The organism is Snodgrassella sp. ESL0304 (genome assembly GCF_013344995.1).
Classification (GTDB): domain Bacteria; phylum Pseudomonadota; class Gammaproteobacteria; order Burkholderiales; family Neisseriaceae; genus Snodgrassella; species Snodgrassella alvi.
Map to the genome: position 1 here is coordinate 175,778 of NZ_JAAEDR010000014.1, position 18,406 is coordinate 194,183.

The window sequence follows — 18,406 nt, forward strand, 5'->3', positions numbered from 1 at the left end:
TTTATTATGCAAAACAATAATACCCCCGGTTCACGCAAAATGACGGGGCTGATTACTGCCATGATTGCTTTGTTTGTCGTACTGGCTGCATGGTTTATCTGGCTGTTTTTGGGAGATGATGCTGCCGTACGGATGTCAATGGCACGGATTATGCTCATTTTTATGGGGCTAGTGTGTACTTTTCTGTTTGGCGTATTTATTATGATTGGCGCGAAAATCTGGCGCCGGCAACACACGCATCACTAAAAACACATAGATTCAAGGCCAAAAGCCAAACTGAAAGTTATGCTATTCTGCATAACTCAGTACCAGTGTGTTTATTAAAATAATTTTTCTGCTGCTTTCCGGCTCAGACTTAATAATTATTCCGCATAGCAATTAAAAATCTTTATTTTTATTATCTTGTTGTTCATTTATATCCTTATCTGATTCTGAGATATAAATCTGCCATGGAATGCCTGTAAAAAAGCAGTTTTGGCAGATTTGGTATAATACACACACTACTAATTTTCCGGCAATCTCTGTGCCATGTCTGTATACGAACTTAACCAAATCCTGAGTAAAGACCGCTATTACCTGTATCGAACCTGTAAAAATCCTGCCCCTTTCGGTGGCGAGGAAAAAGTAAACAGCCGTTACCAGCGCTCTCATCAGGCTTATCTGCAACGTCTGGCCGGACTGCCTGTACCCGAATACGATAACACTTTGCCTGTGCATGAAAGACGCGAAGAAATCAAGCAGGCAATCAGTCAGCATCAGGTCGTAATCGTTTGTGGTGAAACCGGTTCCGGTAAAACCACCCAGTTACCGAAAATCTGTCTTGAGCTAGGCCGAGGTGTAGCCGGACTGATTGGTCACACTCAGCCAAGGCGGCTGGCCGCACGCTCAGTAGCTGAACGAATTGCTGAAGAACTGCATAGCCGGATCGGACAGCATGTCGGCTATAAAGTGCGCTTCAATGACAAAACCGCGCCGGAAAGCTACATCAAGCTGATGACTGACGGCATTTTGCTGGCAGAAAGCCAGACTGACCGCTTTCTCAGTGCTTACGATACCATCATCATTGATGAAGCGCATGAACGCAGCCTGAACATTGATTTTCTGCTTGGTTATCTCAAACAACTGCTGCCACGGCGCCCGGACCTGAAAGTCATCATTACCTCAGCTACGATTGATGCCGAACGTTTTAGTAAACATTTCATACAGAACGGTGTAGCAGCACCGGTGATTGAAGTATCCGGACGTACCTATCCGGTAGAAGTACGTTACCGTCCGCTGCACACCACAGATGCAGACGAAGCTGAAATAGAAATCAATGATGCCATCGTCGATGCCGCAGATGAGCTGGCACGAGAAGGTGAAGGTGATATTCTGATTTTTCTGCCGGGTGAAAGAGAAATTCGCGAAGCAGCACATGCATTACAGCAATCACCTTTGCGTCGTAATGATGAGATTCTGCCTCTATTTGCACGCCTGTCAGCAGCCGAACAGCATAAAATCTTTCATCCCAATGGTCGTCAGCGGCGTATCGTACTGGCTACCAATGTTGCCGAAACCTCACTCACCGTACCCGGTATCCGTTATGTTATCGATACCGGACTGGCGCGGGTAAAACGCTATTCAGCCCGTGCTAAAGTCGAACAACTGCATATCGAACCTATCAGTCAGGCTGCGGCTCGTCAGCGCGCCGGCCGTTGCGGGCGCATTGCCGCCGGTATCTGTATACGCCTCTACAGCGAGCAGGATTTTAATCAGCGCCCTGCCTTTACAGATCCGGAAATTATCCGCAGTAATCTGGCGGCTGTAATCCTGCGCATGATCAGCCTGAAACTCGGCGATGTTAATGCATTCCCCTTTCTCGAAGCACCTGACCAGCGCTATATCAATGATGGCTATCAGGTATTGCTCGAACTGGGCGCAGTAAATGAACATAATCAGCTAAGCAAACTTGGCGAACAAATGGCACGTCTGCCAGTAGACCCGCGTATCAGCCGCATGCTGCTGGCGGGGAAACGCTTGCAGTGCGTTGCCGAAATGCTGGTTATTGTGGCTGCACTGTCGATTCAGGATCCGCGTGAACGACCACTGGAAGCTCGCGAAGCTGCTGCCAAAGCACATGAACGTTTTAACGATAAGCAGTCGGATTTTCTCGCCTATCTGAATATCTGGGACTCCTATCAGCGCGAACGTGACAAAGGGTTATCCAATCGTCAGATGGTGCAGTGGTGTCATCAATATTTTCTTTCTCATCTGCGTATGCGCGAATGGCGCGAGCTACATCACCAGCTGGCACAAATTGCCATAGATATGGAACTTACCGATAAGGCCGGTGCTTACCGACAATTACCGGACAATCATCCCCAGCCAGCCATAACTGACATTAGTGATCAGGATTTATCCGCAAAACTCAAACAGCAGCAAATCGTCCGCCGGCAGCAGCGTCAGCAACGGCAACAGGCAAAAGAAGCCAGCTACGAACAAATTCACCGTGCTCTACTGACCGGACTAATAGCCAATGTCGGACTGAAAAGCCCCGAAGGCCACGACTATACCGGTGCACGAGGAATTCATTTTCACCTTTTTCCGGCATCCGCTCTGTTTAAAAGTAAGCCTAAATGGATTATTGCTGCAGAGCTAACCGAAACCTCACGACTATATGCCCGTGATGTCGGCAAGATTGAACCGGAATGGATTGAAAGCGAAGTACCTCATCTTCTGCGCTATCATTATTTTGAACCCCACTGGGAACAGAAACGCGGTGAAGTGGTGGCCAGTGAACGCATTACTCTTTATGGTCTCACTGTTCTGCCCCGCCGCCCGGTCGCCTATGGGCGCATCAATGCCAAAGAAGCACGCGAAATCTTTATTCGCAGTGCACTGGTAGCGCAGGAATGCGATCTTAAAGCAGCTTTTTTCCGGCATAACCATCAACTGATCGAAGAAATCACCGAACTGGAACATAAATCACGCCGGCAGGATGTACTGGTAGATGAAGAAGCACTGTTCAGTTTCTACGACCAGCGTCTGCCGGCAAATGTAGAAAACAAAGGCCGTATTCTGCCGCTGGCTGATATCCGTACCTTTGAAATGTGGCGTAAACAGGCTGAGGCAGAAAATCCGAAACTATTGTATCTGAGCCGTGACGACCTGATGCAACATACAGCCAGTAATGTTACTGAAAGCCAGTTTCCGGAATACCTTGATACTACAGACGGTCGCTGTGCGCTCAGCTACCGTTTCGAACCCCATCATCCGTTTGACGGTGTCACTATAGCTGTGCCTCTGCCACTGCTTAACCGCATCAATGCATCCAGACTGGAATGGCTGGTTCCCGGCATGATTCGAGAAAAGCTGCAGTTACTGATAAAAGCTTTACCCAAACAAATTCGCCGGATCTGCGTGCCTGTACCTGATTTCATCACTACATTTCTCAGCAATCATCCCGATATCAATGCGCCTTTACTGCCTCAGCTGGCACATGCCATTGCCCGTCAGGCCGGAGACATGCGTCTGCTTAACCAGATAGACGTCGAACACTGGCAAACCCAGCAACTGCCGGCACATTGTTATTTCAATATTCAGGTGATTGATGACAGCGGTACAGAACTGGCCAGCGGTCGTGATCTTATTAGCCTGCAACAACAGCTCGGACAGGCGGCTGCGGTTACTTTCCGTGACAACAGCAATGAGTTTGAGCGAGATAACATTACCAGCTGGGATATAGGTAAACTACCGGAAAGCATCAAATTTGCCCGTGCTCAGCAACAGCTTACCGGCTATCTCGGCCTGCAACTGCAAAAAAACGGCAGTATTTCCCTGAGGCTGTTTGATACAGCGGCGGCTGCCGAACAGGCACACCGCAGCGGCGTACTTGCTCTGATGAGTCTGCAACTGAAAGAACAGGTTAAAGACCTGAATAAAGGTCTGCCCGACTTCACCCAAATCGCCATGCTGCTTAAACACCTGGGTACTGATACTTTGCGTGAAGACCTGACTCATGCCGTTCTGGATCGGGCTCTGATAGGTGAAGATGAACTGCCGCGTGATGAAAGAGCTTTTAAAGAACAGATAAAACGTGCCCGCAGCCGTTTACCGGCAGTTAAAGAAGCTGTTAATCAATATGCCCTGCAAACAGCGCAGGCTTATACTGAAGTCAGCAGCCATCTGGGTAAACACCCGTTAACCCCGCTTCTGCGTGAGCATCTGAACAGTCTGGTTTATCCGGGTTTTGCCAGTGCCACACCATGGCAGCAGTGGCCGCGTCTGCCGGTTTATCTGCAAGCCATGCTCAGGCGTATGGATAAATACGGCAGTAATCCGGCACGTGATAATGCGCGGGAAAACGACATTCAGGAACTTACTGATACCTGGCAAAAAAAAGTACAGCAATACCGGCAACAAAATCAGCCGGTACCTGCGGCCATTGCCGAATTCCGGTGGATGCTGGAAGAACTGCGCGTCTCCCTGTTTGCTCAGGAGCTGAAAACACCCTATCCGGTTTCAGCAAAACGCCTGAGCAAAGAATGGGATAAACGCACGGCTATTTTATAAATGTACTCAATAAAATAGCTCTGTTCGGAAAAACAGAGCTGTTATCCCGTCCGTTTTACCGGCAGTTATGACACAGATTTCTATTACTTTTCATCTGCTAACTCCTGGAAATCTTTATCTATATAACCAGGCAAACGAAATCTCACTTTGACCGGGGGCAGATCAATACTCATTTTCTGTGCCAGTAACTGACCGTCAATATACTTATTTTCAAAAACCGGTACAGTTAATTCACCGAGAAAAACCATCAACTGTTCATAGGACTGAAAACAGACAGCACACCAGTATTCACTGTCAGTCACTCTTTGTCTGAGCTGCGCAGGCATTTTTTTAACCTGTTGAAACTCTTCTTTCAGCCCTCTCATCTGCTCTAATGCATCTGCATCTGTATTCCTGTCAGCATGCTTTGAACATGAAACCGGTTCGGATTTACCTCTCTGCCTTCCCCTGTTATAAACAGATTGTGCAGATACTTTAATTTTCATTGTTTTATCTTTTTCCATTAGCACATTCCCAGCGATAAATTTCTAAATCACACAGCGGAAAATACTCCAGAATTTTTCGGTAATCCTTCGGATAGAGTTCTTTAACAGGTAACAAAAAACGTAAATCCAGACTATCAAATGAGCAGCCAAACACCCTGTAATCACTTCCCAGCCTGATGTTATGCTGCTTAAAACAGCGGAGCAAATCCCCTTTTTTCCAGTCCCATACTGGATAATACTGACACTGACTCTTCACAATCGATCCGTGTCTCTGCATACTCAGGCGCTGTTTGGAACTATGTTCCACTCTGGTACCGTTCGCTACCGGGGTATTGGACGGTAAATTAAATTTTCTGCACATCATCCGGCGGATATCAGCAAAATCAAAATTCACCAAATTTGCCTTATCAATCACAGATATATTAGATGGTGGCTGAAAAACATGTGCACTGAGCATCTGATACAGTGCTGGATGCGGCAAACGGGTAATTTTGAAATTAAACTGGCGTTCATATAAATCAAGCTGTTCTTCTACAAATTCCAGCTCGGGCACCAGATACAAATAATAGGGATAAATCTCAGTAAAACTATCCCTAATTGCCAGATACGCAGCAACAGCATTCTTACCTGTGCTAAATGCCAGAATACTCTGACGATGATCACAGGCCATCTTCCGGACTGTTCTGGCCCCAGATAAAATAGCCATATTTGCAAAATTCCCTTATAAACCAACACTGCATAACTCAATTAGTATAGCTAAAATAAATTTAGATGCTCAACATGCTACAATCACCATAAACTATTAAAAAATATAAAAAATAGCTGCATACTCATTAAACCAGCAATAAAAAAGCATAACCAACCTTATTTAAATAAATTTATGTCTGGCATTCAGCTTATTATGCAAATAAATACCTAATGATATATCTGGTAAAGTTTTCGATTCCTGCTTCAACCTGCTTCTTGACACTAAAAGCTATTTCCTAGCACATATTGACAAGTCAACTTATATAAAAAAATTAAATTAAAAATCAGTAATTTACAACATTAAACATTACATTAATTCCTGATTTAACATCATTCATAACCCAGCTTTAAAAATATTTATATAAATATCAAAACCATATTTAAAATATTTTGTATATTTCAGTAATAATAAGAAAATATTTGTAGACATAGATTAATATGACTGATATCATTAACACCTGAATATCTAAGCTATTTATTTCCCTGACCCGGTCATTTTGTTTATAAGCTTTTCTCCTACATTCCGGCTTATAAATTTTTAATGACGGGTTCTTTTTTTATATAAATTCAGAAATCTATTTTACATTACTAAAATTTTATTCTTTTTCTATCTATTCTATTCTTCTCAATTCATTAAAAAACAGAATAAAAAACTTCCTCATAAATAACTGTTAATTTTAAGTAAATTATTTGTGGTTTTTTTACAAATTAATCAAATTTTTATACTTTTGCTTTTTTATATAGGTATTACAATTTTCGAAGCAGGCATCAAATTCATCTTTACTGCTAAAGTCTTTTCTATCCAAATATATTAAACGTCTGTATGATCTGATAGAGTTTTTTCTCTTTAAATACAAATAAATTCTATTGTGAAATTTAATTACTGAATAAAAATCCTGCCATTCAAAGCATGTCTTATTTCCCTTTTTTTCTTTTGTCAGGCACTCAGAAGTAATTTCAATAATATAATTGCCAAATCCTCCTATTTTTTCAAATTCATCCTTGATTTTAAATATCGGATAGAAAATAGTTATAATATTCAGAATTATCAGAGAAATTGTTATTCTATTTATATAAATATTATAAGCATCAATACCAATTACTATAATCAATATTGGAAGTGTCATAATAAAAGCATAAAAGGCTTTAGTATTTATTTTAATAATCATAGGATTAATCCGGTAAAAATAAATTTATAATTACTGATGTTTTACTTACCAGTATATAAATTTTTTTTAACGCCTGATTTTTCATTTTAGCCATTACATTATACATTTATTTGTTAACTTAACATCGACCATAAATCCTCAAGTCAGACAGCATTCTGTTAAATTAAAATTTTAATTTCTTAAAAAAAGAATTTTAATTAACCTGAAATCCGGTTAATTATCCGTTTTACTACTTATCATAATCAGAAAGTGATTTTTAAGTTTGCCATTCCTGAATTACTGTGCCAGTGGCTGCCATTTTCATACTGATACTGAATACCTGCTTTCAGATTACGGCTGATCTGTACGTTTCCACCTACAGCAGCATTCCAGCGTGTTTTTGCTGAAGCCCATTTACCGGAACGTTCATTTCCGTGTATTCCGGCAAAACCTCCGCGCATTGCATATTCTCTATCGCGAAAATCATGCTCAATACCCAGCAGTCCGAAAATATCAAACACAGTATCCCGTATACCAAAACGATATTGAGTAAGAATACTGGCCGAACCGGCGACAACGCCTTTATTAAGCTTTCGGGCATATAAACCATAACCACTTACCCCCTCTTCGCTAAAATGATTCTGTTGCAAATAATCATATCTCAGACCTAGCTGCGGTGTCAGAATCAATTGATTCAGATAAAATGCTTTACCTCCTTTAAAAGCCAGTTGCCATACGTTACCTTTAGCTTTCGCTCCCGTGGCTTCTGACGACTCACCCAGCCATATTCGCCGGTTGACATCATTGGAAAAACGGTTGTATCCAAAGCTGCCGGATATATAGGCACCGTTCCATCGGTTTGGCGCATAAAATGAACCAGCAATTAGACCATTGGTTTTAATATCAGCATTGCCATATTGTTCATTCCAGCCGGTATTTTGAAAAGTATAGGCCAGCGCTGCAGATAATCCGTTACCAAATTTTTTACTGATACCGAATATACCGCTATTAGTATTCTGTTTTCCTCTGACAACAGTGGGATTCCAGCGATTCTGTGAATGATTAAATTCCATAATCACATTAACCTCATCAGAGTTATTCTGAATTGATGACATAAAGTCACTATTCAGTTTTCCTAATGTCAGAGTGCTGACCATATTAGCGTTACTGTAAACCGCACCGGATAAAGAATATAACGACCGCCTTAAACTCTGAGCGGACTGTACATTCTGAATTCTGGCCGCACCATCGAATAATTCTTTATCCTGTTCACTATATTGGTCCGCTGCGGGTATACCATCCAGCTGGCTGAAAGCCGTATCCACAGCTCTGGCAGCAGACTCTATTGCCGGATCGGCAATACTACGGGTTAACAGACCATTATTCATAACAGCTTTTTGTGCAGGAATACGGGTAATATCAAAATCTACATTATTGTCATCGTAAACCGTTTTACCATTTAGCAGAATTCCACCGGAAAATTCAGTTGAGTCAAATTCACCCAAGCGTTTTTGTGCATTAATAACAGCTACTTTTATCCCTGTCTGAGGCACAAAACCGGCTTTAAGCGCATCGAAATATAATCTGCCGGCCAGTCTGGCAGTACCATTGACAGTAGTCCGGCTACCAAGGCTGGTCTGAAAAGTACCCGCTGCCGTCTGGTTAAAACTACCATTAACAGTGGCATCCCGACTAATAAATGTACCTGAATTATCTACTGAACCAGTGAAGCCTTTAACCAGATAAGCAGCATCTTTACCAATTTGCGTTGCAGACTGGCTACTGCCATTTACGGCCAGCGTACCAGAATTAATCTGCGTTTTACCCTGATAAGTATGATTACCCTGCAATATCAGTGTTCCGGTACCATCTTTGATTAGCCCGCCTTGCCCGCTGATATCATTACTGAATACATAGCTGCCGTCGGTTACATTTGCTGAGAAATCACCGAAGGCAAATTGTGCCGGTCCGTTAACCGCCTTACCAATATTCAGCAGTCCCCAGCCATATACCGAATCTACACCTTTAGCGCCCAGGTCAGTGGCCGTCGTCAGTAATGTGGTTCGTAAATTATTATTGGTCATCCAGGGATATTTTTGTTTAACCAGTGCCGCAGCAGCAGTAACCTGCGGAGCAGAAAATGAAGTGCCCGTGATATAGGTTAGTGGCAATGCATTAATATCATCGCCGGGCTTTGCGTATAAATTAGCAATCTCATACTGATAATAAGCCACCATACACCAATTTTTAGTATCGCCGCATCTGTTGGAAGACTTTTGAATTGTATTATCGCTATTTACACCAGCAACAACGATCCAGCCTTTCTGCAATTCAGGTTCAATTAAAGGAAATAACGATTCAATACTGGGCTGACTTTGCCCATCATTGGCAGCTGCCCAGATAAACAGCATATCATCCCGAACCAGAGAAACAAAACGACCAATATAGGATGCAGATTTATCAGCAGGATTATTTGCATTTAAATAAGCTTTAGCTACATTAGTGTACCATTGCTTATTACTATAATAATTAGCGCCATAACTGTTATTGACGATTTTCACGCCAGCCTTATCAAGCGCGTTAAACGAATCTATGGTAGCCAGTAAATTGATTAATCCCGGCCCGCGGCTATCTGTTGCACTGGCTGAATAAATTTGCACCTCTGGAGCAATTCCGATTTTTTTACCCCTGACATCTTTACCGGCAATATTTAAAGCTACTGCATCACCATGCGGGTAAGCTTTACCATTATAAGGTGTCCCGAACTGTCCCAGATCAACAACATTGTCAGGTAAAGCCGGATGATTAACATCGACTGGCAAATCAACAATACCGACCTTCACCCCCTTACCATCCAGCTCCTGATCCCGTGCATCTTTCAGATTTAGCAGGTTAGCTTGTGTATTATCCTCACCGTATACACTGCGGGGATACTGGTTTTTACTCAACGGAACTTTTATTGCTGATTCGGTACTGTCCATTCTCGACGGATTGGATGAAGGAACAGGAATATTATCAGCCGGATCTATCGGAGTCGGATCAACCGGCTCATGTTTGTCTGGATCTGGATTAACTGGTGAAGGATTAACCGGAGGAGGAGTAACCGGAGGAGGAGTAACTGGTGAAGGCACATTTGGTGTGTTTTCTCCGTCTCCCGGTGTCTGGTTTCCGGTACCGGGATCGGTTCCGCCCGGTTTACCTCCAGTTTCAGTAGAATTAGAATGAACACCACTGCCACCGCCACCACATGCCGTTAAAGCAAATGAAACAGCAATCACTATTGATTTAAGCATTAAAGCTGAATGTTTCATACTGGCTGTTCCTTTATCTTAATTTGAAAAATAAATATAAAAATTTAAATTTCATTTTTATTAATATTTCTTGATAACCTTAATGAACATTGATTTGCTTATTCAGTTCGGGTTTAGCATTCAGGCATGATACATGGTCTAAATTACTGATTTACTTGTCTATATATTTATTAACCAAATAAGATTTTTTTTATCTATTTTAATATTCCGTACTATTATGTATTTAATTTCAGATTGGTAAATTATAAATAAATATACCAAAAAAATAATTTATAGCTTTATTTACAATATGGATTTAAACCGGCGAAATACTGGCTCTGAAAGGCCTTAAAGCAGTATCTTATTAAAAAAAATAAAATTTTTACGCATAAAGAATAATATTTTTTAAATTTTTTACTCATAAAACATAAATATATGCTTTATAAATTAATTATATTTGACTTGATATATTAAATATTTAGAAGAAAACATTTAAATAAACAATATGCGATTAAATTCAGCTAATTATTACTTATATTAAAAATACTTTCATAGACAACAACTTACACAATCAGTTACCGTTATAAAAGGAACACAAGGCAACAAACCGTAACTTGTTTAGATAAATAAGGAGATAAGCATGAACAAACGCAAACCGCTAAAAAGAGATATTAAATTCAGCACCACTGAAGAATTAAGGGAAAATGCACGCAAAAATTATGAAGACGGACCGATTACTTCTACTTATGAGCTGGATGTAGAACGGGTAATCGAACTGCTTAATATAGCTTTGGCTTCAGAATGGGTATGTGTACTGCGTTATCTGCGACATTACTACATGGCAACCGGCCTGTTTATGGATGCCGTTAAAGAAGAATTTATGGAACATGCAGAGCAGGAACAAAAACATGCAGCTATGCTGGCTGAACGTATCACCCAGCTTGGCGGTGAACCGGATTTGAATCCGGATGTGTTTATTCAGCGTTCACCGACAGAATATATTGAGGGAGAAACTTTACGGGATATGGTAGAGTCAGATTTGATTGCAGAACGTATTGTGATTGATCTTTACCGGCAGGCCATTATGTATGTCAGCGATTATGACACCACTACTAAACGCATACTCGAACATATTCTTGCTGAAGAAGAAGATCATGCAGACGAATTATCCGACATGATGGAAGGTTTGGATGGCAAACCCGTATCGAAAAAAATAATTTAATAATTTAGTGATTTAACATAAAAATCCGTAGTTAGTCTGCGGATTTTTTCAGACTGCTTTTCCAGCCAGTAGTGTATGTTTGAACTTTATATTTATTATTATTTCAAACTATCTATTATGACATAATTCTATTTATCTTTATAGCAATAAATCGCTCAAACTTGAGGCAAATTAATATTCCGACAAACCTTTTAAAGAAAATACTCAGGTAAATTGTGGTATGAATCTCTTTGCACTACAATCATATCAAGAGGTTTCCAGAAAGATATCTGGATTATTTTTCAATAGTTTATGGAGTAAACAACATGAAAGCAATGGTGTACTACGGAGCAGGTGATATTCGTTTTGAAGAACGGGCTAAACCAGTTATTATCGAACCAACTGATGCAATCATTCGTTTAACCCGGACAACTATTTGCGGTACCGATCTGGGTATCTGGAAAGGAAAAAATCCGGAAATTGAACAAACCGCCATTCAAAAAGACGGTCAATTCAACGGTCGCATTCTCGGGCATGAAGGGATTGGTATTATTGAAGAAACAGGCAGTGCGGTTAAAAACTTTAAAAAAGGCGATAAAGTCATTATTTCCTGTGTCAGCCGCTGCGGTACTTGTGAAAACTGTCAGAAACAGCTTTATGCACATTGCCAGAGTGGTGGCGGCTGGATTATGGGCTACATGATTGATGGTACTCAGGCTGAATACGTACGTACTCCCTTTGCAGATAATTCACTTTACCGATTACCGGCAAATTTAAATGAAGATGTGGCCGTTTTGTTGTCAGATGCCTTACCTACTGCACATGAAATCGGCGTGCAATACGGTGATGTTAAACCCGGCGATACAGTAGCCATTGTCGGTGCCGGCCCGGTAGGAATGAGTTGTTTATTAACCGCACAATTATATTCTCCCTCCCAGATTATCATGATTGATATGGATGATAACCGCCTGCATATGGCAAAAGAGCTGGGTGCCACGCAAATCATTAATTCTGCCAGTGAAGACGCGGTGGCGCGTGTTCTGGAATACACCAGCGGCCGCGGAGTAGACTGCGCTATGGAAGCTGTAGGGCTTGAAGCCACATGGAATATTTGTCAGCGTGTGGTAAAAGAAGGGGGACACTTAGCTAACGTAGGTGTACATGGGCAATCAGTCAACTTTGAGCTGGAAAAACTCTGGATTAAAAATCTTACCATTACCACAGGTCTGGTTAATGCCAACACTACCGGCATGTTGCTGAAAACCTGTTGCTCAGGCAAACTGCCGATGGAAAAGCTGGCTACTCACCATTTCCATTTTAATGAACTGGAAAAAGCTTATGATGTCTTTAAGCATGCTGCAGATGAAAAAGCCATGAAAGTTATTATTGATTATTGAATACTGCGGAGCAGATAAAAGCTTTAATTAAATCTGCCCTATTAAATAAAGCAGCCATTAAGGCTGCTTTATTGATTACTATCTGTTTACAAAATAATTATCCCTGAACAGCTATAGACAATTTACTGATTAAATCCGCTGAAAAATCGAACATTCAGCAATTCTGTTATTTGTCCGGTCAGCCTCAGAATTTAAAATATAAGTTTATTCCTCTTCATCCTCATCTTCCTGCACACTGACACTGTGTTCAATCAGACTGGGAACCACAAAAGAAGTGGCTAATGCATTTTTATTCTCAGAAAGATGTTGCAGATAAGCTTCATCAACATCACCCGTAATATAACGGCCGTCAAAGCAGGAACTGTCAAACCCTTCAATTTGCGGATTCAGCTTTAAAACGACATCTTTCAAATCAGCCAGATCCTGAAATACAACGCCGTCGGCACCAATTTCTGCAGCCACCTGCTCTGCATTACGCCGGTATGAAATCAATTCTTCCCGGGTTGGCATATCGATACCATAAACATTCGGAAACAATACAGCTGGCGCGGCGGAAGCAAAGTAAACTTTTATCGCTCCTGCCTCACGCACCATATCCACAATTTCCCGGCTGGTTGTCCCGCGTACAATAGAATCATCTACCAGTAGAACTTTTTTACCGCTAAACTCATAATTCATCGGATTAAGCTTTTGCCGCACAGATTTTTTACGTACAGACTGTCCGGGCATAATAAATGTCCGACCGATATAACGATTTTTAAATAATCCTTCCCGGTAAGGCTTATTCAGATGCAGAGCCAGTTCCATAGCACTGGGACGGCTGGTGTCGGGTACAGGCATAATTACATCAATGTCTGCTAAATCCAGCGTCCGTTTTACCTTTTCTGCCAGTGTTACGCCCATATTCAGGCGAGCCTGATATACCGATACTCCATCAATGACTGAGTCTGGACGGGCAAAGTATACATATTCAAACAGACAGGGCATCAGATGTGGTTCCTGTGCGCACTGCTGTGAAAATAGCTGACCTTCATTACTGATAAATATAGCTTCACCGGGTGCCACATCCCGTACGAGCTCATAATCCAGACTTGGAAACACTACTGATTCAGAAGCAACGACATAATCTGTATGACCGTTCTCTTCCCTTTTACCCAGACATAGAGGCCGGATACCGAGCGGATCCCGAAAAGCCAGTAAACCATAGCCGGCAATCAATGCCACCACACCATACGCACCATGTACCCGTTTATGCAGTGCGGCCACAGCAGCAAAAATATCCGATAAAGCCAGCGCAGTACGATTACCAACCTGATTTTCCAGCTCTCGTGCCAGTACATTAAGTAGCACTTCAGAATCAGAGCGGGTATTTACATGGCGTAATTCAGTAAAACAGACATTTTTAAATAACTCCCCGGTATTGGTCAGATTACCATTATGTGCCAGCACAATTCCGAAAGGGGAATTTACATAAAAGGGTTGCGCTTCAGCACTGCAATTGGCATTTCCGGCTGTCGGGTAACGGACATGAGCAATGCCAATATTACCTATCAGTTCACGCATATTACGGGTACGGAATACATCACGTACCATACCGCGACCTTTATGCATGTGAAACATAGTACCCTCAGCGGTAACAATTCCGGCAGCATCCTGTCCACGATGTTGCAGCATCTGTAAACCATCATACAAAAGCTGATTTACTGGTTCATGTGCCACAATACCCAATACACCACACATTACTTTCTCCATTCAAGACAAATAAATACGCGCGTTTTTTGTTATTAAAAACGCGCGTTGTATTTGGTTACTTATGTTCATGCTGTTATACCGATGGTGAATTCAGCTTATCAGCAAGAAAAGACGGCAGATAAGGCACCGCCACCATCGCCAGCCTTTCAAACATGCCTGCTGAAAATGAATCCCGCCACACAGGGGATTTCGGCAAATCAGTAAAAGAACATATCAGCACCACCAAAGTAACAATAATAATTCCTTTAATCGCACCAAAACAGGCACCCAGCATACGGTTAACTCCGCCAAGCCCGATCGATTTCAATGCCGAAGTTATCAGTGTACGCATCAGACGCTGAATAATCCATAACACACCGAATACCACTATAAATGACAATGAAACAGCCAGTGCCCGTGGCTGCATGGTGGTAAAAGCCATATCAGCCACAGGAGCTGCCAGCAGTCTGGCTCCGACAAATGCGACTACCCAGCACAACAGTGAAGCTATTTCGCCTACCAGTCCGCGCATCATTGCAACCAGAGTTGTTAACAATATCAGGCCGAGAGCCAGCACATCAAAAAGGGTCATGCAATACCAACTTCCTATAAACCAATTACCAGTCCGTCCAGACCTGCAGCATGCACTTTATCCAAATTTTGCAAAGCCTGACTGCGATTATTATAAACCTGGCTGCGTACCCGATACAGTGTGCCTTTACTAGTCTGCCGGCTGCTTATACTCGTGGTCACACCAACAGCCGCCAGCCTTTGCTGTACCAGACTTGCCTGTGCTTCAGTGGTATAAGCGCCAATCTGAATGACTGTGCGCTCCACAGGCGGTTTGTTACTGCTACTAGTAGCACTGCTCCGATTCTGACCAGAAGCAGAATTTTTAGACATTGTACCGGCAGCTTTATTTTCCAATATCTGCTGCGGTGTCAGTTTACCGCCTGTTGGATTATTTGCCGGTTTTGCTGGCACTGCTGGTTTTACAGATGTCGGTGTTTTATTAGCTGGTTTGGCTACTACAGCATCTGTTTTAGAATGGCTCCCAGTTGCAGTGCTCACTGGAACCGGCGTATTTTTTTCAATTTTTTTACTTTCAGCAGCCTCTTTATTTATCACCTTATTTTCAGCCGGAGTTCTTGATGACTGTAAAGATGGTCTGGTATGGACTGAATCTGTATTATTCTGCTGAGTGCCTGTCTGCACAGGACCGGGAGTTTTTACCGGTATGTCACTTGGTTTAGCCGGAATATCTGTATGCACAGCAGGTCTGGATACAGGTTGATGTTCAGTTCTTCCTGACGCGTGATTTGAGTTAATAGGAGTACTACCCGCAGATGCAGTTGTTCCGTGTACCGGTTCCAGTACGATCGCTGAAGCCGATTGTACCTGAGCGGTAACATTAACCTGAGAAGCCAAAGCTGTGGTACCTGACGCTGCATTTGCTGATGAAGCAGTTCTGACATCAAGCTGCGGTGCCGGTACAGGCTGAGGAGTGCGACGGCTCAGCATAATAACCAGCAATATAGCAGCAATGACCACCATAATTAATGCACCTACTAAACGGCGCCTGTTGCGCCGTTTCAGCTGTTCATAATTTTCCTGCGCATTCATTAATCACTAACTCCTCTGTCCTTATTGTTTCTATTTTCAGAATTTACCGAGATGATAAATCTATTATTTCTGCTACCGTGTGAAACGAACCAAATACAACAATTCTATCATTCTCACCTGCCTCTGATAAAGCAGCTTGATAAGCTTCCTTAACATCAGGATAAGCTGTCACAGCAGTAATATTATGCTGAATAAATTTTTGTTGTAAAGCCTGTTCAGTCATGCCGCGCGGCAAAGCAAGCGGAGCTATCAGCCAGCAGTCAAACTGGTCTTTAATAATTTCCAGAACTACATCAATATCTTTATCAGCCAGCATACTGAATACAGCCATGCGTTTTTCTGCATAGGGTAAAGCAATCAGACTGCTGCGCAATGCTCGTGCTGCATGAGGGTTATGCCCCACATCCAGTACCGTAACCGGTCGTCCGGGCAACACCTGAAATCTTCCCGGATGGCGTACGCGCAACAAGCCGCGCTTAATTGCGCCAATATCCAGAGGCAAACGTTCAGACAAACATTCCAGCACAGTTAAAGCACAAGCTGCATTACTAAGCTGAAAATTACCGCGCAATACAGGTATCGGTAAAGCATGACGGGCATGCTCACCTGTATACAAACTACTTTCTTGTGGATGAAAACGATACGACCACTGCTGCATTTCCATTTTATGGCAATCAAAATCTCGGCCAAGCAGAAGTAAATCTGCTCCTACCTCAGCTGCATGCGATGACAGACTGTGCGGTACAGGAATCTGAGCACAAATTACAGGCTTTCCAGCACGCATAATGCCTGCTTTTTCAAATGCCACTTTTTCTACTGTATCACCAAGAAATGCCTCATGATCCAAATCAACACTGGTAATCACTGCCACATCGGCATCAAATATATTGACAGCATCCAGCCGCCCGCCCAGCCCTACTTCCAGTATCATTACGTCTACCTGCTGGCGTATAAAAACATCTACGGCAGCCAGCGTATTAAACTCAAAATAGGTTAACGGTATCTCAGCCCGTGCTGTCTCTATATGCTCAAACGCACTGACAATCAAATCATCAGCAACAGCTTCACCATTAATCGCAATACGTTCATTAAAACGTAACAAATGCGGGCTGGTTAAGGTACCAACCCGATAACCAGCTTCATGATAAATCTGTGTCAGATAGGCACATACCGAACCCTTACCATTGGTTCCGCCAACAACAATCAGCGGACATACCGGCTTTAAACCCATCCGGTCACGAACAGCGCCTACCCTGGCCAGCCCCATTTCAATTTCGCCGCCGGCCACACCATTTTCCAGATGTTGCAGCCATGAAGACAAACCAGTTGCATGAAATTTTTCTGCCATTATTTTAATTCTTATCCTTCAGCCCGAGTCTGCGGATTACCTTATTCAAGATTGATTGCCTCAAACCAGATTGTGTATTGTTTGGCTGACACCAGCGTACCCATACTTGTAATCTTCGCCATGCCTGCGCATCGGTCATATCCGGTAGCAAAAGCTGGTATACGCAGCCGCGCGAAGTTTGCCAGTGTAAAGCCATCATATTTGCTCTGATAACAATACCACTGCAACACAGTTTAGCCGGTTCAGCAGCTTTGCCCTGTGTAAATAGCAGTGAAGCCTGCCCCTGTGGACTGATTTCAATTTTTCTGACTCTGCTTTGCTGCAAGCCATAACCTGCCCATAATGCAGATAATAACCATGCCAGCAGCCATACCAGACACAACCAGCCTGTACTGTAGAACACAATAGCCACTAGTGTCAGTACATGCATAATCACCGCCAGATATAAAGCACATCGGGATGGCTTCAGCCGCACAACACACGCCATCATCAGATACTAAACCTGTTCTTCACCATATACTGGAGATATATGTATATCTGTATCTACCAGATCCAGTACCATATCATGTACTTCTACTGTAAAAAAATTCCAGAACTGATCAATATCCAATACCGGCCACAGCTTACGCTCAACCTCCCATGCAGACAGCTCTGCCTCAAAAATCAGATTAAAGCGTTCACCAATATAACCAATGACCTGTTCCGGAGTTTCAAATTCCGGTACCAGCAATGTAGTACAATTACTCTGGAGCTGTGACAAAGTTAACTCAGGCAAATCATCACTGGTACTTTTCAGCCAGTCGAGAAAAGCCTGAGCAGGTTTCAGCACAACAGCACTGCGATCAACAAAATACATGCCCTATCCTTACTAATATTACTGAATAA

General features: G+C 42.5%; 14 protein-coding genes. 4 read left to right on the top strand and 10 right to left on the bottom strand.

Going from position 1 to position 18,406, the window contains the following annotated elements; all coding sequences use genetic code 11:
- Positions 1-6 precede the first annotated feature (6 nt).
- Both GYX91_RS07500 and hrpA read left to right on the top strand, forming a co-directional pair.
- On the top strand, positions 7-246 hold the full coding sequence (locus GYX91_RS07500; protein WP_078475161.1) for a hypothetical protein: 240 nt from the start codon (positions 7-9) through the stop codon (positions 244-246).
- A gap of 282 nt (positions 247-528) precedes the next feature.
- Complete coding sequence (gene hrpA, locus GYX91_RS07505; protein ID WP_174830469.1) at positions 529-4,551, top strand: ATP-dependent RNA helicase HrpA; 4,023 nt, start codon at positions 529-531, stop codon at positions 4,549-4,551.
- Positions 4,552-4,634: 83 nt separating this feature from the next.
- Here hrpA and GYX91_RS07510 read toward each other — a convergent pair whose 3' ends face one another.
- From GYX91_RS07510 to GYX91_RS07525, 4 genes are all read right to left on the bottom strand, one after another.
- Positions 4,635-5,054, bottom strand: a complete 420-nt coding sequence (locus GYX91_RS07510; protein ID WP_078475159.1) for a hypothetical protein — start codon at positions 5,052-5,054, stop codon at positions 4,635-4,637.
- Positions 5,041-5,742, bottom strand: a complete 702-nt coding sequence (locus GYX91_RS07515) for a phosphoadenosine phosphosulfate reductase (RefSeq protein ID WP_078475158.1) — start codon at positions 5,740-5,742, stop codon at positions 5,041-5,043. Before GYX91_RS07515 ends, GYX91_RS07510 begins: the two co-directional genes overlap by 14 nt.
- Before the next feature lie 742 nt (positions 5,743-6,484).
- Complete coding sequence (locus GYX91_RS07520) at positions 6,485-6,952, bottom strand: YcxB family protein (protein ID WP_078475157.1); 468 nt, start codon at positions 6,950-6,952, stop codon at positions 6,485-6,487.
- Between the two features lie 242 nt (positions 6,953-7,194).
- Positions 7,195-10,242 (bottom strand): S8 family serine peptidase, encoded by a 3,048-nt coding sequence (locus GYX91_RS07525; protein ID WP_174830471.1) that lies wholly within the window; start codon positions 10,240-10,242, stop codon positions 7,195-7,197.
- 619 nt (positions 10,243-10,861) lie between these two features.
- Between GYX91_RS07525 and GYX91_RS07530 the strand changes: the two genes are divergently transcribed.
- On the top strand, positions 10,862-11,443 hold the full coding sequence (locus GYX91_RS07530) for a bacterioferritin (RefSeq protein WP_025331132.1): 582 nt from the start codon (positions 10,862-10,864) through the stop codon (positions 11,441-11,443).
- A 305-nt stretch (positions 11,444-11,748) separates the two neighbouring features.
- Positions 11,749-12,819, top strand: a complete 1,071-nt coding sequence (locus GYX91_RS07535) for a zinc-dependent alcohol dehydrogenase family protein (protein WP_174830473.1) — start codon at positions 11,749-11,751, stop codon at positions 12,817-12,819.
- Positions 12,820-13,023: 204 nt separating this feature from the next.
- On the opposite strand, the gene purF is transcribed toward GYX91_RS07535, so the two are convergent.
- The 6 genes from purF to GYX91_RS07565 form a co-directional block, all read right to left on the bottom strand.
- A complete protein-coding gene (purF, locus tag GYX91_RS07540) occupies positions 13,024-14,559 on the bottom strand; it encodes an amidophosphoribosyltransferase (RefSeq protein ID WP_174830474.1) in 1,536 nt (511 codons plus the stop codon).
- 85 nt (positions 14,560-14,644) lie between these two features.
- Positions 14,645-15,142 carry a CvpA family protein gene (locus GYX91_RS07545; protein ID WP_084565387.1) on the bottom strand — a complete coding sequence of 166 codons (498 nt, stop codon included), beginning with the start codon at positions 15,140-15,142 and terminating at the stop codon, positions 14,645-14,647.
- Positions 15,143-15,156: 14 nt separating this feature from the next.
- Entirely contained in the window at positions 15,157-16,173 is a 1,017-nt protein-coding gene (locus GYX91_RS07550; protein WP_174830476.1) for an SPOR domain-containing protein, read from the bottom strand.
- Between the two features lie 43 nt (positions 16,174-16,216).
- Complete coding sequence (gene folC, locus GYX91_RS07555; RefSeq protein ID WP_174830478.1) at positions 16,217-17,521, bottom strand: bifunctional tetrahydrofolate synthase/dihydrofolate synthase; 1,305 nt, start codon at positions 17,519-17,521, stop codon at positions 16,217-16,219.
- 4 nt (positions 17,522-17,525) lie between these two features.
- The gene (locus GYX91_RS07560) at positions 17,526-18,011 is read right to left on the bottom strand and encodes a protein YgfX (RefSeq protein ID WP_174830480.1); all 486 of its coding nucleotides are present in this window, start codon (positions 18,009-18,011) and stop codon (positions 17,526-17,528) included.
- 6 nt (positions 18,012-18,017) lie between these two features.
- The gene (locus tag GYX91_RS07565) at positions 18,018-18,377 is read right to left on the bottom strand and encodes a hypothetical protein (RefSeq protein ID WP_078475149.1); all 360 of its coding nucleotides are present in this window, start codon (positions 18,375-18,377) and stop codon (positions 18,018-18,020) included.
- Positions 18,378-18,406 lie beyond the last annotated feature (29 nt).